Raw genomic sequence first — 18612 nt, forward strand, 5'->3', positions numbered from 1 at the left:
GGAAAAGGGGAGTGCGGGGTTTGTGATGGGATTCAAAAAGAATACGCCCGGTGGTAACGCCGGATGCGACGCTTGCCGTGTTTAATCCGGCCTGGGGGATTGCACATGTAGGGCGGATAAGGCGTTCACGCCGCATCCGCCAGTGGCGCGGTGCAGATGCCGGATGCGACGCTTGTCGCGTCTTATCCGACCTACGGGAACGCACATGTAGGGCGGATAAGGCGTTCACGCCGCATCCGCCAGTGGCGCGGTGCAGTTGCCGGATGCAACGCTTGCCGCGTTTTATCCGGCCAGGAGGATTGCACATGTAGGGCGGATAAGGCGTTTACGCCGCATCCGCCAGCAGTTGCAAATTATTGCTTACGGAAAAAATCGTTATACAACATATACAAATGCGCGGCACTCCAGGAGAAATTTGGTGCGCCTTGCTGTGCGCCAGTCAGCGGGTTGTAATTCTCCTGAATTGGGCCATCGGCGGTTAATCCTTTGGCGTGACGGAAGAACGTATCCGCCAGTTTCAGGGCATCATCGCGATAACCGTAACGCTCCATCCCTTTCAGACCAAACCAGAACTGATCCACCCATACGCGCCCACGCCAGTAGATATCAGCGCCAAAAGCCGGATTGGTTAACGCCGCCGTTCCCAGCGGGACAAAGGTGTTGAACTCTTTAGGATCGAGCATCACCTTCACCACCGCGTCGGCATTGGCCTGCGTTGCCGCACCGTTAAACAGCGGCGACCAGCCTTCCGGCCCTTTACCGCGCTCAACAATCGGTTTGCCCGCGCAGCCGTTCGCCAGTGGTTTATCTTCAATACGTACGTCATAGTAGAACTGGGTAGTCGGGTCGAACATACAGGTGTTGATGTAGTCCGCGAGCTGCTGTGCCAACTGGCGATAGCGTTTGGCCTCTTCTGGCTTACCGAGGATGGTTGCCATCTCCGCCAGATAATGGTTATCGCTGTACATATAGCTGGCCTGATCCACCGACTCCTGCAATAGCGAGTAGCCCAGCAACGTTCCGTCCTGACTGCGGTTTTCGGCGAATTTCACCGTCCAGTCGCTACGTTTGCCGCCATTAGCGACATATTTATCCAACTGTTCTTTGTCGATAAAACCAAAGACGGCGGCATCATCACGCCCCGATTCCCACGACGCAGCGACCTGTGCCGGAATTTCCAGACTGTCGTACTGGCCTTTCTCCACCACGCGGGCGTAGTTGTTCAGCCCAGACTGCGTCTCTTCTTTGTTGCCTTTCTTCACCGTAAACAGCATCTCGCCGCTCTCAGTGTTGTGGGCTTTGTCGCGGGTCGCGCCATATTCCGGCACGCCGTTGCCGTTGTGATCGCGGTTACGTAACCACCAGTCGTGATAGGCCACCAGTTTCGGGTACATCTCTGCCAACCAGGCTTTATCCTGGGTGACGTTGTACACTTCCATCACCGACCAGGCGGCAAGGCTGGGTTTGGTATTACGTTCGTTCCAGTTGCCGCCATCGCCACCACGCTCGGGGCTAAGGTTCCACGCTATCAGGTCGGGGACAAAGCCCACATCCTGCGGACGCACGCTATCGCCAGGCTGGATCTGCCAGGAGAAGACCGCGCGGATATTCTCTTTGGCGATGTCCGGATTGAAATGCGCCATCGCAAACGCCTGCTTCCAGGTATCCCACGGCCAGGTCTGATTGCCGGAGAACCAGCGCCCGGTCACCGACGGTGTAATGGTGTTAAATTTCACCGCACCGCCCGGTGAGCGCCAGTTACCGTTGAGCGTTTCGATCGCTTTCACCGCGACGCGCGTCTGTTCCGGCGTCGCATCCGGATTGGTTAACCCTTTCTTCAGGTATTCTTCCCAGCGTTGCTGCGAGGCGGTGAGATAAAACGCCGGACGCGCCAGAATATCGCGGATCTGCATTTGCTCTTTGCTAACTTCCTGAGCGGTCAGCAGATGGGAATAGGTGGTGTAGAGCGTGGTCGAACCGTTGATATGCGCCTTACTGGTAAAGCGATTACCGTTGATTTCAGTCTGCACCGGCAGGGATTTATGCACCTGATATTCCGATTCGCCGGAGGTCAGCAGATCCCAGGTGGCGCGCACTTTGCCAAAGGTGACTTTCAGGCCATCACGGGTGGCGCTGATTTTGCGCTGATAGTCAGGGTATTCGCCAGCAATGGTTTTATCGGAAAGCGGTTTCCCTTCTTTCGCTTCCAGTTTTTCCAGCAGTTCGCCGTCCCACACCAGATCCAGCGGTTTATTGCTGGTGATTTTGGTTTCCAGTAGTGACGTGCGCGGCGTGGCGAAGCGCAGAGTCATTTCGACTTGCACATCTTTTGCTGTCAGTTTTTGCACCAGCGCACCGGGAATACTGTATGCCTCCAGCGTAAAGTCGACTTTCTTGCCGTCCTGCCAGACGGTCAGGCGGTCGAAATTGCTGGCCATAAAGTTGATGTACTCTTCCGTCAGCAGCGCAACGCCCGGAAAGCCGCCCATGGTGTTAGGGCCGTCTGGCAACAGATGACCATGCCAGGCTCCGAGATCGAAAAACGGATTAAAACGCTGGTGATCGTCGTAATCGTAATCCTTCATGTACTGCGGCGCGCCAGTACGGTTAATCACGTTTTTATAATTGTCGGCGTTAGCGGCATGGGCGGAAAAACTTATCAGCAGAGCGCAGGTTACTGGCGTTAAAATAGTTTTTATTTTCATGAAATTACAGTCCTTATTACCAGTAGAAATATTGCATCAGGAAGATTTGGTCGCTGGGATTGTGAGAGGCATTTTTCATGTAGAAGCGGCTATCAAAAGCCGTGGCGAAACGTCCGCCGCCGTATTCGTACCAGATACCAAACTGCATGAAAGAGGTGGTTTCATCGTCAGCGTGGTCAGGGCGATGTTTGGCGTAGGTATAAGCGGTGGAGAGATAAACGCCCTTTAACGCTTCATACATGGCGCTCACCATCATCCCACTTTCACTTCCCGGTACGTCCAGCCCGTCGGCGCGTCCGGTATGGTGCCAGGCGCGAGCGGCAAAGTTAGGAGTTAGCAGGCCCGTGAGATAGAGCTGTCCTGTGCCGTCGGTGATTTCCAGACCGTTCATCCAGGTGATGCCTTCGGCAAGGTCATACTGGATGTAACCGTTCATCATTGCCGGATAGGTGTATTTGTCGTCATAGCGATCGTACTTGCCAAAATGTAGCCAGGCTTTGCTTTCGTCATGATGTCCGGCAGGTGTGGCGGTGACGCTATAACGAAAGTTGCCGCTTAAGTTCTGCACCTTCAGCGCGGTCATAATGTCGCGGGTATTGGGAATGACGTAGCCCAGATCGGGGGTGAAGTCGCCCCACCATTGCAGGTCATCCAGCGAGGAATCCTGACGCAGACTGAGCATGATTTCGGTGCCATCATTGGTACGATAACCGCCATAGAAACGGTTAATTCCGCCCTCGAAACCACCCCAGCTATGGTCTGGCACCCAGGCATTGCCGTCGTGGTCGGCCTGCACGGTCCAGCCTTCGCCGTAAATCAGGCCGAACCAGGAGCCGTACTTCATCTCCAGGCCACCTTCAATATAGGTACCGTCGCTGTATTTATGTTTATTCTCACCCTCTAAATCCATATATCCACCAACCCCTAATTCGCCGTAAAAACGAAATGAAGGAGAAGATGTCGAGGTAATTGCAGGTGTTTTTGTGTCGTCATGTTCTGCCGGACGTGCTTCTTCTCCTGCCGCAGAAAAGGCGTAGCAAAACGGCAGAGCAAGTAATGCTCTGCATGGTGCAGTGATTAATTTCATTGTGTTAATCCATGAGCTAAAGAAAAAGTACAGCCTTTTATCGTTGTAATTATAAAAATATAAAGGCAGAAACTATTTTCCCTCTCCTCATCCAGGAAGAGGGAAAATGCCTGCTCATTTTTTATTATTCTGCTTAATCAACATTGCTGGCTGGCGTCGCTTCAATATGGCGCTCTTCAGCCGTTAATCCCTTTATATATTTACTGTATTTCCACCACGCAAAGCCGAGGAAGATAACAATACCGCCGACGTTATAAAAAATGATGGTCAGAATATTCGCGCCAGTCGGGAATGTCGAAGCGACAAACCCTACGGCAAATATCGCAATCAGCATTGAAACAACGATAATACCGGTGCGGCGGGAGCCCATGCGGAAATCGCGTGGCAGGTGATCTAATTTGGCGCGTAAATTCAGGTAAGCCAGCATGATGAATAACGGCGGAAGCATGGACGCTGCGGCAGTCATATTAATAATAGTATTCATCAGATCCTGCACGGTATTGGAACCGAGCATCGGGATAATCATCAGCGGGATGACGATCAGGAACTGGATCCACGCTGCGCGCGCCGGAACGCCGTTTTCGTTCAGTTCGACGGTTTTCTTACCAAAGATGCCTTCCGGGATTTCGGAGAAGAAAATTTTCACCGGCGTTGCGGTCCACATCAGCAGGGAACCGAACATCGCGGTAAAGGACACCAGACCGACAAAGCGATTCATCAACGCTTCCGGTAGACCAAAATACGCCGCCATGCCGTGGAATACCTGCACCGATCCGCCGGTAAATTTCAACTCTTTGCTGCTGACGAAGACGTTAATCAGCACCGAGGAGACGGAATACAGTACGCCGATAAAAATCCCGGCGAGGATGATCACTTTAACGAACGATTTCGAACCGCCTTTGACGTCGTTAACGTACACAGCGACGGACTCCGCGCCACCTGCGGCCATAAAGATCCAGGTGGTAACGCCGAGGAACGCCCAGTTGAAGTTCGGGATCATCGAGTCAACGGTGATGGGGTCAGCAGGCTGTACGCCGCCAACCAGCGCCGTACCTGCCAGTAAAATGTAGGAGAGCGTTAACAGCAGCATCAGCGTTGAAGTGACGGAGGTAATTGGCCCCAACATTTTCGCCCCGTTGGTGGAAACCCAGGTAGAGAAGGCGAACAGCACCATACTGATAATGGTGGTGGCAACCGGCGTCATAATATATTCGTATCCGAGGAAGGCATACGAAGCATAAGCAATAACGCGCGGCAACAGCGAGGTGAAAAAGAACAGGTTTACGAACCAGTAGGTATAGGCAGTAATAAATGCCCAACGTCCGCCCAGCGAACTTTTTACCCACGCGTAGACACCGGCTTCTGAGTTTTTATTTAACGAAACAAATTCTGCGATGATCAGACAGAAGGGAATAAAATAAAAAATCGTCGCGAGGAAAAACATCGGTGCCGAGGCCAGTCCAAGCTCAATATTATTATTGATAACGTTGTTAAAGCTGTAAACGGCGGCAAAAGTCAGCGAGAGCAAGCCGAATTTGCCGATTGTATTACGTTTGGTATCAGACATAACACATCTCCGAAAATGAGTAGGGTAGCGGTGGCGGCAAACTCCTTTTGCCGCCGTAGTTGTTATTTGTTATGAAAATAACCATCTTCGATGGTGACTTTGAGAACCACTTTTTTGACCGCGTTATTGCAGATAAACCGATATGCTTCATGGATATCGCAAATAACGATTTGCCCTTCGTGGACCTCTACGGTTTCTCCGCAGCCTTTTAAATATTCGCGGTCAGTTTCGTCACGATAATATTCCACTACCTGTAATGTCTCTTTCGGCGCATATTCAATTTTTTGCTGCCCTTGCAGGTAGTAATGCACTTCAAAATAGCGTCGATGCCCGGTAAATAGCGCATCGGTCGCGGAGTCTGTCTCCACGCGGTAAGTCAATGAGTCACCGATGGAGTGGGCGACGCCAGGCTGAATGTTGTCGATATTTTCAATCGCTTCAACGCAGCGTTGCCACTTCTTACCAGAGGCGTAAATCTGGCGGAACTGATCTAAGTTATCGATGATCCTCATTGCTTATTCTCGCTGTGCAAATTCGTGGAAAAGAACCCTGCGCCGAACTCATACGACGCCAGGCTTTGCGCGGTAGCTTCTCCGCCAGAAACCGGCAGCAACGTAAAGCCGTAGCTGAAGTCACGGAACCAGACGCGCCAGGAGTCCAGCACCTCGCTGCCCCAGGAGTTGGAGCCGAGGCCAAGCAGCTGGTGGTCGAGATTCAGGGTGATGTCATCACTGCGCTGCAGCTCGTTACAGTGCTGGGCAGCGTGGATGTTTTCCTGGGTATAGTGCCAGGCGCTGAAGTTAATTGGGCGCTGCGGAACCACCAGCAGACCGTTGCCGTGGCGGTTAGTTAGTGCCGTCCAGCGGACATGCTGACGGTTGCCGTTGTTCTGCGGGAAGGGATAGTTCTCGAACATGGCATCGACGGTGCTGCGCCAGATATCGATGATGTTAGCCTGCTGACTGTCGGCGTAGTTTTCGCCCGGTCCACGACCGTAATACGCCACCTGATCGTATTCGCCGTTAATCCCCATGGTGAAACCGATGCACGGAATGATGTGCGGATAGTCGCCGTAACGCTCCCCGGAAAGCGCCACGTTAACCTGGCCATCGGCAGCGATGCGCCAGATGTAGGTGCAGCGCATCCCGAAGTCAAACACCGGCGGTGCTATAACCGTACGGCTGATGATCAACACTTCACCATCGCTCTGTTCTACGGCAAAGTCGCGCAGATGTTCCTGCATGATCTGCAAATGATTCGGTTGCCACAGCCCTTCGTACTCCTGCTTGTGGTTGTCGATCATCGGCTTGAAGAAGTTGATCTTTGGCTCGCGAGTCAGCAGCGATTCGCCATTCACCTGCCAGGATGTCGGTTTGCCACTCATTTTTGAGAAGGTGATCGCGAAGTTGTGGCCGCGAACGGTGCAGTTCAAACGATCGTCTTCCAGCGTCAGCGGACGCGCATTATTTGGCGCGAAAGGCACTGGCTGCGCGGTGTTTTCCTTCAGCGGGAACTGATAAGTGGCGATAGAATGCCCGGCTTCGCTGTAGCGGGTGCGGGAATCTTTGGTCACCATAATGTTGAGGAACGCTTCGCGGGCGTCCAGTTGCGGCAGCGTGATCTGCAAGGGGGCTTCGCTGTTCGGCGCAACGTCGCGCAGTTTAATCTGCTGCGTCGCCAGCGTTTCACCTTCGGCGCGCACCTCTGCGTGCAGGGTGTAGTCATCAAGCGTGGTAAACCACAGTTTATTTTCGACTTTCAGCTCGCCGCGAGTCAGATCCAGCGCGTGGATTTTTACCGGCGCGATAACCTGTTTGTACTCTTTCAGGCCCGGTCCCGGCGTCTGATCGGAATAGATCAAACCATCAAGACAGAAGTTATAGTTGTTGGGATAGTCGCCGTAGTCGCCGCCGAATTTATACCAGACGTTGCCGTTGTCATCCTGCGCCTGGATCCCGTGGTCGCACCATTCCCAGACATAATGTCCCTGAATGCAATCGTGCTTATAGAAGACGTTCTGGTACTCCGTCAGCCCGCCTGGTCCGTTCCCCATCGCATGAGCATATTCACAGATGATGCGCGGCTTCGGATGCGGGTATTCACCAAACTCATTCATCAGCGGCACGCGGGTGTACATGGTGGAAATAATATCGACCACTTCAGCATCGCGATCTTCTTCGTAATGCACCAGTCGCGTGTCATCCAGCGCTTTCGCTGCGTGGTACATCGCGCGGATGTTACAGCCATAGCCGGATTCATTGCCCAGCGACCAGATGATGATCGACGGATGGTTTTTCTGCGCGTGAATATGGCGAACAATGCGCTCGACGTAGACTTTTTCCCACTGCGGATCGTCGGTAATACGGCTGATATCGCCGACATTAGCAAAGCCGTGCGATTCGACGTCGGTTTCCGCCATCACAAACAAGCCGTAGATATCACACAGTTCGTAAAAACGCGGATCGTTCGGGTAGTGAGCGGTACGCACGGAGTTGATATTGTGCTGCTTCATCAACTGGAGATCTTTCTCGACGCGATCCATTCCAACGGCGCGGCCTTTGCGATGATCGTTGTCGTGACGGTTGACGCCGTGCAGCATCACATAACGGTTATTGATCCAGAACAGACCGTCGCGCACTTTGATATCACGGAAGCCAACGCGTTGTGGCACCACTTCCAGAACGTTGCCGTTGGCGTCTTTCAGCGTCATGACCAGATGGTAAAGATAAGGGGATTCTGCTGACCATTGCTGCGGCTGTTCGACAGTAAAAGCAAAGCTGGCGCTGGTCAGTTTTTCAATTGCCAAATGATCAATGGCGCTGCTGTGCACCACGCGTTCGCCATCAAACAGGGTATATTCCAGCGTCGTGACGACAGGGGAGGCGGCGAGATTTTCCAGCACCACTTCGCAGGAAAGCGTGGCATCGCAATAGGCTTCGTCAAAGTCGGTACGCACAGTGAAATCGTTAATATGCGTTAGGTGTTTTCCGACCAGATAAACATCGCGGAAGATCCCCGCTGACCACCACATATCCTGGTCTTCCACGTAGGTAGAGTCCGCCCACTGCATCACGCGCACACACAACAGGTTGTCGCCGGTTTTAACCATCGCGCTGATGTCAAACTCTGCGGTCAGGCGACTGCCCTTGCTGAAACCCACATACTGACCGTTAACATAGACTTCAAAATAGGTTTCGACGCCGTCAAATTTAATCAGCGTCTGTTTACCCTGCCAGCCGTCGCTGAGGGTGAAAATACGTTGATAGGCACCGGTTGGGTTATCGCTGGGGACAAACGGCACATCGATGGGGAACGGAAAACCTTCGTCGGTATATTGCAGTTTGCCGTGACCTTCCATTTGCCACATGGCGGGGACGGTAATATGCCCCCAGTCAGCCATTAACTCAGAGGTGAAGGCTTCTGGTACTTGCAGCGGATGGTCAAAAAAGTGGAAATTCCACTGACCGCTTAAGGGCAGAAACAGGCTGCTGGTTTCGCGGGCAAAGGTACGCGCTTGCGCAACAGAATCATATGAAAAAAAGTACGCACGCGGCGCAAGTCGGTTTTCGTGGGTGAGCTGAATGTTTTCCCAGCGATTCATAGGGCCTCCCGGTAGAGAGAAATCGGAACCATTCATGGTGATGGTAGTTTGTGTAATTGCTGGGGAGTTTAGTAAAATTTTTACTAAAAAGTAGCAGGTAAATGCATTTACTTTAACTGGATCACGAAAATAAACGGCAGCACTGTCCGGCAAAAACGATTGCCGGACAGTGTGTAAGGGGATTTAACGGGTCGTGCCGCGCAGTTTTAATTTGCTGGGAACGAAGACTAACAGCGGCAGCGCGCGACCATCGCGGGCTTTTTCATACACCAGGTTAACGCCCTGACTTCCCATCATCTCGGAATGGATGCGCACGGTGGAGAGCGGCGGAAAGGTAAATCGCGCGGTGGGGATATCGTTAACGCTGATAAGCGAAATATCCTGTGGGATGTTCAGGCCTCGTTCATGAATTGCCCGCAGTACGCCGATAGCAATGGAATCGGAAGCAACAAACAGTGCCTTCGGATAGTCTTCCCGCGCCAGCATTTGTTTTGCCAGTTCATAACCCGACGAACTGGAAAAACCGCCGCGCCAGATATCCTCTTCGCGTACCACTTGTTTCAGTCGGCCATATTCCGCAAAGGCGACCTCACGAATATCCGCCTTGCCAGGCTCATCTTCACCGCCAATAAAACCAATACGATTAACGCCCTGGTTGATATAGAAGTCGATGATTTCTTTACTGATGCGTGCCAGATCGATATCCACCGCATCGTAACCGCTGCCGGGTTCGTGAAAGTCGATAAAACAGATATTGTCGGTCAACGCACAGGCGGCGGCGCGCAGGGCGGGCGTGGGTTTGCCGACAATTAAAATACCGGTGACGTTTTTAATGTCTGGTAATCCGCTGTGTTCATAACAGTTGGTGAGCTCAATGCCCAGCTTTTCGCACTGAGTTTCAATGCCGTGGCGGATCGCCAGATAGTAAGGATCGTTGATCTCCAGCTCCTGTTGGTAGCTGTAGATAGCCAGAATATGGTGTTGGTTGACTGCACCTGTCTGGAGTTTACGGGCACTACTGGTCTTGTACTCCAGCTTTTCGGCGATCTCGAGAATGCGATGTTTCGTCTCTTCTTTCACATTCAATGTCGGATCGTCATTTAAGACCCTGGATACTGTCGCCAGGGATACGCCAGCTTCGATTGCGATGTCTTTTAGTGTTGCCATGTTTACCTTTTTTACTTTCCCTGATGTGCGCCCCCATTGTAGAGGAAGTGCTTATCGGGTCACCTGTTTTCAGTAAATAAAGCGCGTTTCTTTGACGCTGTAACGGTAACACAGCGGCTCACGAATGTGATCACGCCTGCATTCTCCATTTTTAGCCTACAGGATTGAGAAAAACTTTTGCTATAGTTTAGTAAAATTTTACCCGAAGGGAGGAAACAATGGAAACCGTGGCTTACGCTGATTTTGCACGTCTGGAAATGCGCGTCGGAAAGATTGTGGAAGTGAAACGCCATGAAAACGCCGACAAGCTGTACATCGTACAGGTTGATGTGGGGGAAAAAACACTGCAAACCGTGACCAGCCTGGTGCCGTACTACAGCGAAGAAGAGCTGATGGGGAAAACGGTGGTGGTCTTATGCAATCTGCAAAAAGCGAAAATGCGTGGTGAAACGTCGGAATGCATGCTGTTGTGTGCGGAAACCGATGACGGCAGTGAAAGCGTGTTGTTAACGCCGGAGCGGATGATGCCTGCGGGCGTACGCGTCGTATAAAAAGATCGGATGGCGACGTCGTATCGCCATCCGATTTGATATTACGCTTCTTCGACACTTACTCGCATGGCCGCCAGCGCCTTACGCGCCGCTTTGATCACCAGTTCACACTGTTCAATGGTCAGTGTCAGTGGCGGTTCAATGCGGATCGTTTTGGCGTTATTGAGCGTTCCGGCCACCAGTACGCGCTGGCGGAACATCTCGCTGGCAAAGTTATAGCCGATTTCGTTATCAACAAACTCAATTGCCATCAACATCCCTTTACCACGCGCTTCCTGTACCAGATCGGGATATTCCCGCGCCAGTTGACGGAAACCGTCCAGCAACATATCGCCTTTTTGCTCAGCCTGAGCCGGTAAGTTCTGCTCCAGCAACACATTGATGGTCGCCAGCGCCGCCGCACAGGCCAGCGGGTTGCCGCCAAAGGTGGTGGTATGCAGGAATGGGTTGTCGAACAGAACTGAAAACACCTCTTCAGTGGCGATGGTCGCGCCAATCGGCATCACGCCGCCGCCGAGCGCTTTGGCAAGGCAGAGGATATCCGGCTGTACGTTCTCATGCTCGCAGGCGAACATCTTGCCCGTGCGCCCCATGCCCGTTTGTACTTCATCGAGGATCATCAGTGCGCCGAACTCATCGCATAGCTTACGTACGGCGGTGAGATAGCCCGGCGGCGGCAGAATTACGCCACCTTCACCCTGAATCGGTTCGAGGATCACCGCAGCCACATCATCACCGGTTTTTTTGCACTCGTTAAGAGCCGTGCGCATGGCTTCGATATTGCCAAACGGCACATGACGGAAGCCCGGCAGCAGTGGCATAAACGGTTTGCGGAAGGTCGATTTCGCCGTGGCCGACAGCGCGCCAAGTGATTTACCGTGGAACGCGCCGCTGGTGGCAATAAAAGTAAACTTGCCGCGCGGTGACTGGTAAGCTTTCGCCAGCTTCAGCGCTGCTTCAACGGACTCGGTGCCGCTATTACAGAAGAAGCTGTATTTCAGTTTACCGGGCGTTAGCGCAGCAAGGGTTTTCGCCAACATCGCCCGTAACGGATCGAGCAGCTCCTGGCTGTGCAGCGGTTGTTTCGCAAGTTGATTCTGTACGGCGGAAACCACAACTGGATTACGGTGCCCCACGTTGAAAATTCCAAAACCTCCCAGGCAGTCGATAAACTCCTGTCCCTGGGTGTCGACAAGCGTATTTAAACCTCCCGCTTGCCACTCTACGGCTCCGTAATCCCCGCCGGCGGTAACAGATTTGCGATACTCTAAAAACCCCGGATTGACATGCTCTTTGAAGTATTCAATCACCTCTCGGTTAAGTGCTTTCATCTCCTCATGATCCAGCGTTCGCTTCTCAATGAGATTCAGGGCGTGGGCGCTGCACGCTAAAGCCGATGCGCTCGAAGGTAACCTGTTCAAAATATGCTCCGGAGGCTCGCGTATCACATGATACCGATTTAAGTATTGCAGGGATTGCGCCACTCCGGCTGCGATCGCGAAAATCGGGATAAACACAAATTCGGTTATCATTTGTGCAATATTTAATGCTATCTGTTAACATTTGTTGTTATTTTGCACGGTTTTTGTCGGGTATGGATTTGATGATTGCTGCGCAAATGCACGTTTTCAGGGCAATAATTGCCTGATTTTTGGGCAAGATAATTAACGTTTTCGTATAGTAACAGAGTGAAAGTATTTTAAATCAAAGAATTAGATTTGTGCTTTAATCGCAAATTGCGATCTAAATCAAATTAATCGGTTAAAGATAACCGCAGCGGGGCCGACATAAACTCTGACAAGAAGTTAACAACCATATAACCTGCACAGGACGCGAACATGTCTTCTCATCCGTATGTCACCCAGCAAAATACCCCGCTGGCGGACGATACCACTCTGATGTCCACTACCGATCTGCAAAGCTATATCACTCATGCTAATGACACTTTTGTGCAGGTGAGCGGCTTTACCTTGCAAGAGTTACAAGGGCAGCCGCACAACATGGTGCGTCACCCGGATATGCCAAAAGCGGCGTTTGCGGATATGTGGTTCACCCTGAAAAAAGGGGAGCCCTGGAGCGGCATCGTGAAAAATCGCCGCAAAAATGGCGACCATTATTGGGTGCGGGCCAATGCGGTACCGATGGTGCGCGAGGGAAAAATCAGTGGCTATATGTCGATTCGTACCCGGGCGACGGATGAAGAGATTGCGGCGGTGGAGCCGCTGTACAAAGCGCTGAACGCCGGACGTACCAGTAAGCGTATTCATAAAGGCCTGGTGGTGCGTAAAGGCTGGCTGGGTAAACTGCCTTCATTACCGCTTCGCTGGCGGGCGCGTGGAGTGATGACCCTGATGTTTATCTTGCTGGCGGCCATGCTTTGGTTTGTTGCTGCCCCGGTGGTGACGTATTTCCTCTGTGTGTTAGTGGTATTGTTGGCAAGCACTTGTTTTGAATGGCAGATTGTGCGCCCGATAGAAAATGTCGCCCGTCAGGCACTGAAGGTGGCGACCGGAGAGCGTAATAGTGTTGAGCACCTGAATCGCAGCGATGAGCTGGGGCTGACATTACGCGCGGTAGGGCAGCTTGGCCTGATGTGCCGTTGGCTAATTAACGATGTCTCAAGCCAGGTGTCCAGTGTCAGAAATGGCAGTGAGACGCTGGCGAAAGGCACCGATGAACTGAACGAACATACCCAGCAGACAGTTGATAACGTTCAGCAAACAGTGGCGACCATGAACCAAATGGCGGCGTCGGTGAAACAGAACTCTGCCACGGCGTCGGCTGCCGATAAACTTTCTATCACCGCCAGTAATGCGGCAGTGCAGGGTGGGGAGGCGATGACCACGGTGATCAAGACAATGGACGATATCGCCGACAGTACCCAGCGCATTGGCACCATTACTTCGCTGATTAACGATATTGCGTTTCAGACCAATATTCTGGCCCTGAATGCGGCGGTGGAAGCGGCGCGTGCCGGCGAACAGGGCAAAGGTTTTGCAGTGGTGGCAGGGGAAGTGCGTCATTTAGCCAGCCGCAGCGCTAATGCTGCCAACGATATTCGCAAGCTGATTGATGCCAGTGCTGATAAGGTGCAATCCGGTTCGCAGCAGGTACACGCCGCCGGACGGACGATGGAAGATATTGTGGCACAGGTGAAAAACGTCACCCAGTTGATCGCCCAGATTAGCCATTCAACGCTGGAACAGGCCGATGGGCTTTCCAGCCTGACCCGTGCAGTGGATGAGCTTAACCTGATCACCCAGAAAAATGCCGAGCTGGTGGAAGAGAGTGCGCAGGTGTCGGCGATGGTGAAACACCGCGCCAGCCGACTGGAAGACGCGGTGACGGTGCTGCATTAATCGGTATGCCGGATCCGGCGGTTGGAGCACAATGCCTGATGCGATGCTGGCGCATCTTATCAGGCCTGCGGGGTGTGTAGCGTGTGTAGGCCGGATAAGGCGCGTCAAGCGTCGCATCCGGCAATTGCACCGCGCCACTGGCGGATGCGGCGATTAATCCAGTTGCGTAATATCAAAAGCGGCGCGGTCGATCACCGCAATGATCTTTTTTATTTGTGCATCACTGATATCGCTCTGGTTGACGCGTAAATCCAGCACCGCTTTAAAATTATCCAGCGCCCGCTTCATTTGCGGGTTCTGGCGCAGCGCCGCGCCAACGCAACGCGCTTTGATGCGTTCTTCAATCATCTCCACCTGTTCGCGGTTTTCTTCCAGCCACTGCGCGCCTTGTTCGGTCAGCGCAATCTGCTTCTTACCACCTTCCTCTTCGCGGATGGTAATCAGCGACTGCTCCTGCAGAAAATCCAGCGTTGGGTAGATGACGCCCGGGCTTGGGGTGTAATTCCCCTGGGTTAGGTTCTCAATCGCTTTAATCAATTCGTAACCGTGGCTGTCATCGCGCGAGAGAATATCCAGAATCACCAGACGCAATTCACCGTGACCAAAGAAACGTTGCCGACGACCGCCGCCGCGACCGTGGCGACCACCGCAGCATTGACCGTGTTCATGCTGGTGACCGTGTCCGCAGTGCTCGTGTTCTGACTTCTCACCTTTGCAGCAGCCCTCATGGCGTGGCTGGCCTTCATGTTTACAACACCCTTCGTGATGATGGCTCATATCAGCCTCCTTTTGCTTGATTAGATATATCTAATTTATATCTGATGTGAGCATTACTGCAAGTACAAAAATGATTTTTAAACGTGGAAGCACCTCACATCCAGGCCGGATAAGACGTTCACGCCGCATCCGGCAGCATTGCTATGGCACTGAATGCCTTCACATACTTCAGATATATCAGTTCTACAAATCGCTTGCATTTATCATGATTAACAATCATTATCATTTACGAAAATTATTTAGATATATCTGATTACTATCACGAAGGCGATAACAATGAATAACTCCCCCCGCTACCCGCAGCGCGTTCGCAATGATCTGCGCTTCCGTGAACTGACTGTGTTACGCGTTGAGCGCATCAGCGCCGGTTTTCAGCGCATTGTCCTCGGCGGCGAGGCGCTGGACGGTTTTACATCGCGCGGCTTTGACGATCACAGCAAACTCTTCTTTCCTCAACCTGACGCTCACTTTGTGCCGCCAACGGTAACGGAAGAGGGCATCGTCTGGCCGGAAGGACCACGCCCACCGTCGCGTGACTATACGCCGCTGTATGACGAACTACGCCATGAACTGGCGATCGATTTCTTTATTCACGACGGTGGGGTCGCCAGCGGCTGGGCGATGCAGGCGCAACCGGGCGATAAACTTACGGTGGCAGGTCCGCGCGGTTCGCTGGTGGTGCCGGAAGATTACGCGTATCAGCTGTATGTCTGCGATGAATCCGGAATGCCCGCACTGCGCCGCCGCCTGGAAACGTTGAGCAAACTTGCCGTTAAACCGCAAGTTAGTGCGCTGGTTAGCGTGCGGGATAACGCCTGTCAGGATTATCTCGCGCACCTTGATGGTTTTAATATCGAATGGCTGGCACATGATGAGCAGGCGGTAGATGCGCGTCTGGCGCAGATGCAAATCCCTGCCGATGATTACTTCATCTGGATAACCGGCGAAGGTAAAGTCGTTAAGAATTTAAGCCGCCGCTTTGAAGCGGAACAGTATGACCCACAGCGGGTACGTGCAGCGGCTTACTGGCACGCAAAGTAACTGATATATAAAAAGAAAAAGGCTGACGATTTCTCGTCAGCCTTTGCTATATCTGGTGGCCCCTGCTGGACTTGAACCAGCGACCAAGCGATTATGAGTCGCCTGCTCTAACCACTGAGCTAAGGGGCCATGGTAGCGGATTATAAAGTAACTCCGTGTCGCAATCCAGCCATTACCGTGCGCCTGCTGTTTTTATAAACAATGTATTTTCAATCCGTTATACTTTTCCTGGTGATGTTAGAAAGGAGTAAATATGGTTGAGGATATTTTGGCTCCAGGGTTACGGGTCGTGTTTTGCGGTATCAACCCTGGGCTTTCATCCGCCGGGACTGGTTTTCCCTTTGCTCATCCAGCAAATCGCTTCTGGAAGGTGATATATCAGGCCGGGTTTACCGACCGTCAGTTGAAGCCGCAGGAGGCACAGCATCTGCTGGATTATCGTTGTGGCGTCACCAAACTGGTAGACCGTCCAACGGTGCAAGCCAATGAAGTTTCAAAGCAGGAGCTGCACGCAGGTGGGCGTAAGCTGATTGAAAAAATTGAAGATTATCAGCCGCAGGCGTTGGCGATTCTGGGCAAACAAGCATATGAACAGGGATTCAGCCAGCGCGGTGCACAGTGGGGGAAACAAACGCTCACCATTGGTTCGACGCAGATTTGGGTGCTGCCAAATCCCAGCGGTTTAAGTCGCGTTTCACTAGAGAAACTGGTTGAAGCGTATCGCGAGCTGGACCAGGCGCTGGTAGTGCGTGGGCGATAAAAAACGCCACCGAAAAGGTGGCGTTTGTGCAAAGGGACTAGTGCCGGGTGCGGCGTAACGCCTGATCCGGCCTACCGATTAATCGTCCAGGAAGCTACGCAACACTTCAGAACGGCTCGGGTGACGCAGTTTGCGCAGCGCCTTCGCTTCGATCTGACGGATACGTTCGCGGGTAACGTCGAACTGTTTACCCACTTCTTCCAGCGTGTGGTCGGTGTTCATATCGATACCGAAACGCATACGCAGAACTTTCGCTTCACGCGCGGTCAGGCCAGCCAGCACGTCGTGCGTTGCCGCACGCAGGCTTTCGGTGGTCGCAGAATCCAGCGGCAGCTCGAGGGTGGTATCCTCGATGAAATCCCCCAGATGCGAATCTTCATCATCACCGATCGGCGTTTCCATGGAGATTGGCTCTTTGGCGATCTTCAGCACTTTGCGGATCTTGTCTTCCGGCATCAGCATACGTTCAGCCAGTTCTTCCGGCGTCGGTTCACGGCCCATCTCTTGCAGCATCTGGCGAGAAATACGGTTGAGTTTGTTGATAGTCTCAATCATATGCACCGGAATACGGATGGTGCGCGCCTGATCCGCGATAGAACGGGTGATCGCCTGACGGATCCACCAGGTTGCGTAGGTGGAGAACTTGTAACCACGGCGGTATTCGAATTTATCAACCGCTTTCATCAGACCGATGTTGCCTTCCTGAATCAGGTCAAGGAACTGCAAGCCACGGTTGGTGTATTTCTTGGCGATAGAAATAACCAGACGTAAGTTCGCTTCAACCATCTCTTTCTTCGCACGGCGGGCTTTCGCTTCACCGATGGACATACGACGGTTGATATCTTTAACCTGCTCGATGGTCAGGCCGGTTTCTTCTTCAATCTGCTGCAGTTTCTGCAGGGCGCGATGCACTTCTTCAGAGACATCGTGCAGTTTTTCCGACCACGGCTTGTTCATCGCAATTGCCGCGTTGAACCAGGTATCGCTGGTTTCGTTGCCGGTAAACAGGGTAATGAAGTTTTTCTTCGGCATTTTGCACTGCTCAACGCAGAGCTTCATGATCAGACGTTCTTGCGTACGAACGCGGTCCATCATGACGCGCATGCTGTTGACCAGGTAGTCAAACTGCTTCGGCACCAGGCGGAACTGTTTGAATACTTCAGACAGTTTCAGGATCTCTTCCTGAGCGGCAGCGTGACTGCGACCTTTCGCTTTGATGGTGTCACGCGTTACAACGTACTGAGCGCGTAGTTCCGCAAATTTTTCGCGAGCCAGTTCCGGGTCGATGCTGTTGTCATCATCGGCGCTGTCGTCATCGCCATCTTCTTCGTCTTCATCTTCGTCATCGTCCAGATCTTCCTGGGAAAGCTCAGAACCGACGTGAGTGGCGGTAGGTGCCAGATCTTCTTCTGCGTTCGGGTCAACAAAGCCGGTGATCAGATCGGACAGACGCGCTTCTTCTGCTTCAACACGATCGTACTGTTCCAGCAGATAGGTGATCGCTTCCGGATATTCAGCAACGGAGCATTGAACCTGGTTGATCCCGTCTTCAATACGCTTAGCGATGTCAATTTCGCCTTCGCGGGTCAACAGTTCAACGGTGCCCATTTCACGCATGTACATGCGTACCGGGTCAGTCGTGCGCCCGATTTCAGATTCCACGCTGGAAAGCACCTGCGCGGCGGCTTCGGCAGCATCTTCGTCCGCGGTGTTTTCAGCCAGCATCAGATCATCGGCATCCGGTGCTTCTTCCATCACCTGAATGCCCATGTCGTTGATCATTTGGATGATGTCTTCGATCTGATCTGAATCGACGATATCTTCCGGCAGATGGTCATTGACCTCGGCATAGGTCAGATAGCCTTGCTCCTTACCACGGGTGACAAGAAGTTTCAGCTGTGACTGCGGGTTTTGCTCCATAAGACGGTATCCACACTTATTTCATGAGGTTGGTGTTGGGCGATTGACCCGATGTCCTTCAGCCGTTAACGCTGAAA

At 52.6% G+C, this 18612-nt stretch carries 13 protein-coding genes and 1 tRNA gene; 4 read left to right on the forward strand and 10 right to left on the reverse strand.

Translation table 11 applies throughout. The annotated features are described in order from the left end of the window. Nucleotides 1-353: 353 nt before the first annotated feature. From ygjK to ebgR, 6 genes are all read right to left on the reverse strand, one after another. Complete coding sequence (gene ygjK / locus QZF50_RS05850) at nt 354-2705, reverse strand: alpha-glucosidase (protein ID WP_061892537.1); 2352 nt, start codon at nt 2703-2705, stop codon at nt 354-356. Nucleotides 2706-2721: 16 nt separating this feature from the next. Then, a complete protein-coding gene (ygjJ, locus tag QZF50_RS05855) occupies nt 2722-3792 on the reverse strand; it encodes a protein YgjJ (protein ID WP_000767653.1) in 1071 nt (356 codons plus the stop codon). Nucleotides 3793-3925: 133 nt separating this feature from the next. Further along, on the reverse strand, nt 3926-5359 hold the full coding sequence (locus tag QZF50_RS05860) for an amino acid permease (RefSeq protein ID WP_001285455.1): 1434 nt from the start codon (nt 5357-5359) through the stop codon (nt 3926-3928). 62 nt (nt 5360-5421) lie between these two features. Continuing rightward, nucleotides 5422-5871 (reverse strand): beta-galactosidase subunit beta, encoded by a 450-nt coding sequence (locus QZF50_RS05865; RefSeq protein ID WP_001472305.1) that lies wholly within the window; start codon nt 5869-5871, stop codon nt 5422-5424. Next, nucleotides 5868-8960, reverse strand: a complete 3093-nt coding sequence (gene ebgA, locus QZF50_RS05870) for a beta-galactosidase subunit alpha (protein ID WP_001472304.1) — start codon at nt 8958-8960, stop codon at nt 5868-5870. The genes QZF50_RS05865 and ebgA overlap by 4 nt, the downstream gene beginning before the upstream one ends. 183 nt (nt 8961-9143) lie before the next feature. Further along, nucleotides 9144-10127 (reverse strand): transcriptional regulator EbgR, encoded by a 984-nt coding sequence (ebgR, locus tag QZF50_RS05875; RefSeq protein WP_000212470.1) that lies wholly within the window; start codon nt 10125-10127, stop codon nt 9144-9146. A 218-nt stretch (nt 10128-10345) separates the two neighbouring features. Between ebgR and QZF50_RS05880 the strand changes: the two genes are divergently transcribed. Further along, complete coding sequence (locus tag QZF50_RS05880) at nt 10346-10678, forward strand: tRNA-binding protein (RefSeq protein WP_000450589.1); 333 nt, start codon at nt 10346-10348, stop codon at nt 10676-10678. A 41-nt stretch (nt 10679-10719) separates the two neighbouring features. Here QZF50_RS05880 and ygjG read toward each other — a convergent pair whose 3' ends face one another. Then, the gene (gene ygjG / locus QZF50_RS05885; RefSeq protein WP_001297164.1) at nt 10720-12099 is read right to left on the reverse strand and encodes a putrescine aminotransferase; all 1380 of its coding nucleotides are present in this window, start codon (nt 12097-12099) and stop codon (nt 10720-10722) included. A gap of 417 nt (nt 12100-12516) precedes the next feature. Here ygjG and aer point away from each other — a divergent pair, with 417 nt between their 5' ends. Continuing rightward, a complete protein-coding gene (gene aer / locus QZF50_RS05890) occupies nt 12517-14037 on the forward strand; it encodes an aerotaxis sensor receptor Aer (RefSeq protein WP_000094687.1) in 1521 nt (506 codons plus the stop codon). A 153-nt stretch (nt 14038-14190) separates the two neighbouring features. On the opposite strand, the gene nfeR is transcribed toward aer, so the two are convergent. Further along, nucleotides 14191-14814: a DNA-binding transcriptional regulator NfeR gene (nfeR, locus tag QZF50_RS05895; protein WP_000018003.1), complete on the reverse strand. Its 624-nt coding sequence runs from the start codon at nt 14812-14814 to the stop codon at nt 14191-14193. A gap of 276 nt (nt 14815-15090) precedes the next feature. On the opposite strand from nfeR, the gene nfeF reads away from it, so the two are divergent. After that, the gene (gene nfeF, locus QZF50_RS05900) at nt 15091-15855 is read left to right on the forward strand and encodes an NADPH-dependent ferric chelate reductase NfeF (protein ID WP_001065895.1); all 765 of its coding nucleotides are present in this window, start codon (nt 15091-15093) and stop codon (nt 15853-15855) included. Between the two features lie 53 nt (nt 15856-15908). Here nfeF and QZF50_RS05905 read toward each other — a convergent pair. Further along, a tRNA-Ile gene (locus QZF50_RS05905) sits at nt 15909-15984 on the reverse strand. A 124-nt stretch (nt 15985-16108) separates the two neighbouring features. Here QZF50_RS05905 and mug point away from each other — a divergent pair. Then, entirely contained in the window at nt 16109-16615 is a 507-nt protein-coding gene (gene mug / locus QZF50_RS05910; protein ID WP_000228937.1) for a G/U mismatch-specific DNA glycosylase, read from the forward strand. Between the two features lie 78 nt (nt 16616-16693). On the opposite strand, the gene rpoD is transcribed toward mug, so the two are convergent. Then, a complete protein-coding gene (gene rpoD / locus QZF50_RS05915) occupies nt 16694-18535 on the reverse strand; it encodes an RNA polymerase sigma factor RpoD (RefSeq protein ID WP_000437371.1) in 1842 nt (613 codons plus the stop codon). Between the last annotated feature and the right edge of the window lie 77 nt (nt 18536-18612).

Source organism: uncultured Escherichia sp. (genome assembly GCF_948475835.1).
GTDB lineage: Bacteria > Pseudomonadota > Gammaproteobacteria > Enterobacterales > Enterobacteriaceae > ECMA0423.

Excerpts from the sequence above, each read along its gene's own strand:
- ebgR (WP_000212470.1), bottom strand. The coding sequence starts at position 10,127 with ATGGCAACACTAAAAGACATCGCAATCGAAGCTGGCGTATCCCTGGCG.
- QZF50_RS05865 (WP_001472305.1), bottom strand. The coding sequence starts at position 5,871 with ATGAGGATCATCGATAACTTAGATCAGTTCCGCCAGATTTACGCCTCT.
- mug (WP_000228937.1), top strand. The coding sequence starts at position 16,109 with ATGGTTGAGGATATTTTGGCTCCAGGGTTACGGGTCGTGTTTTGCGGT.
- ebgA (WP_001472304.1), bottom strand. The coding sequence starts at position 8,960 with ATGAATCGCTGGGAAAACATTCAGCTCACCCACGAAAACCGACTTGCG.
- nfeF (WP_001065895.1), top strand. The coding sequence starts at position 15,091 with ATGAATAACTCCCCCCGCTACCCGCAGCGCGTTCGCAATGATCTGCGC.
- ygjK (WP_061892537.1), bottom strand. The coding sequence starts at position 2,705 with ATGAAAATAAAAACTATTTTAACGCCAGTAACCTGCGCTCTGCTGATA.
- aer (WP_000094687.1), top strand. The coding sequence starts at position 12,517 with ATGTCTTCTCATCCGTATGTCACCCAGCAAAATACCCCGCTGGCGGAC.
- QZF50_RS05880 (WP_000450589.1), top strand. The coding sequence starts at position 10,346 with ATGGAAACCGTGGCTTACGCTGATTTTGCACGTCTGGAAATGCGCGTC.
- ygjJ (WP_000767653.1), bottom strand. The coding sequence starts at position 3,792 with ATGAAATTAATCACTGCACCATGCAGAGCATTACTTGCTCTGCCGTTT.
- rpoD (WP_000437371.1), bottom strand. The coding sequence starts at position 18,535 with ATGGAGCAAAACCCGCAGTCACAGCTGAAACTTCTTGTCACCCGTGGT.
- nfeR (WP_000018003.1), bottom strand. The coding sequence starts at position 14,814 with ATGAGCCATCATCACGAAGGGTGTTGTAAACATGAAGGCCAGCCACGC.
- QZF50_RS05860 (WP_001285455.1), bottom strand. The coding sequence starts at position 5,359 with ATGTCTGATACCAAACGTAATACAATCGGCAAATTCGGCTTGCTCTCG.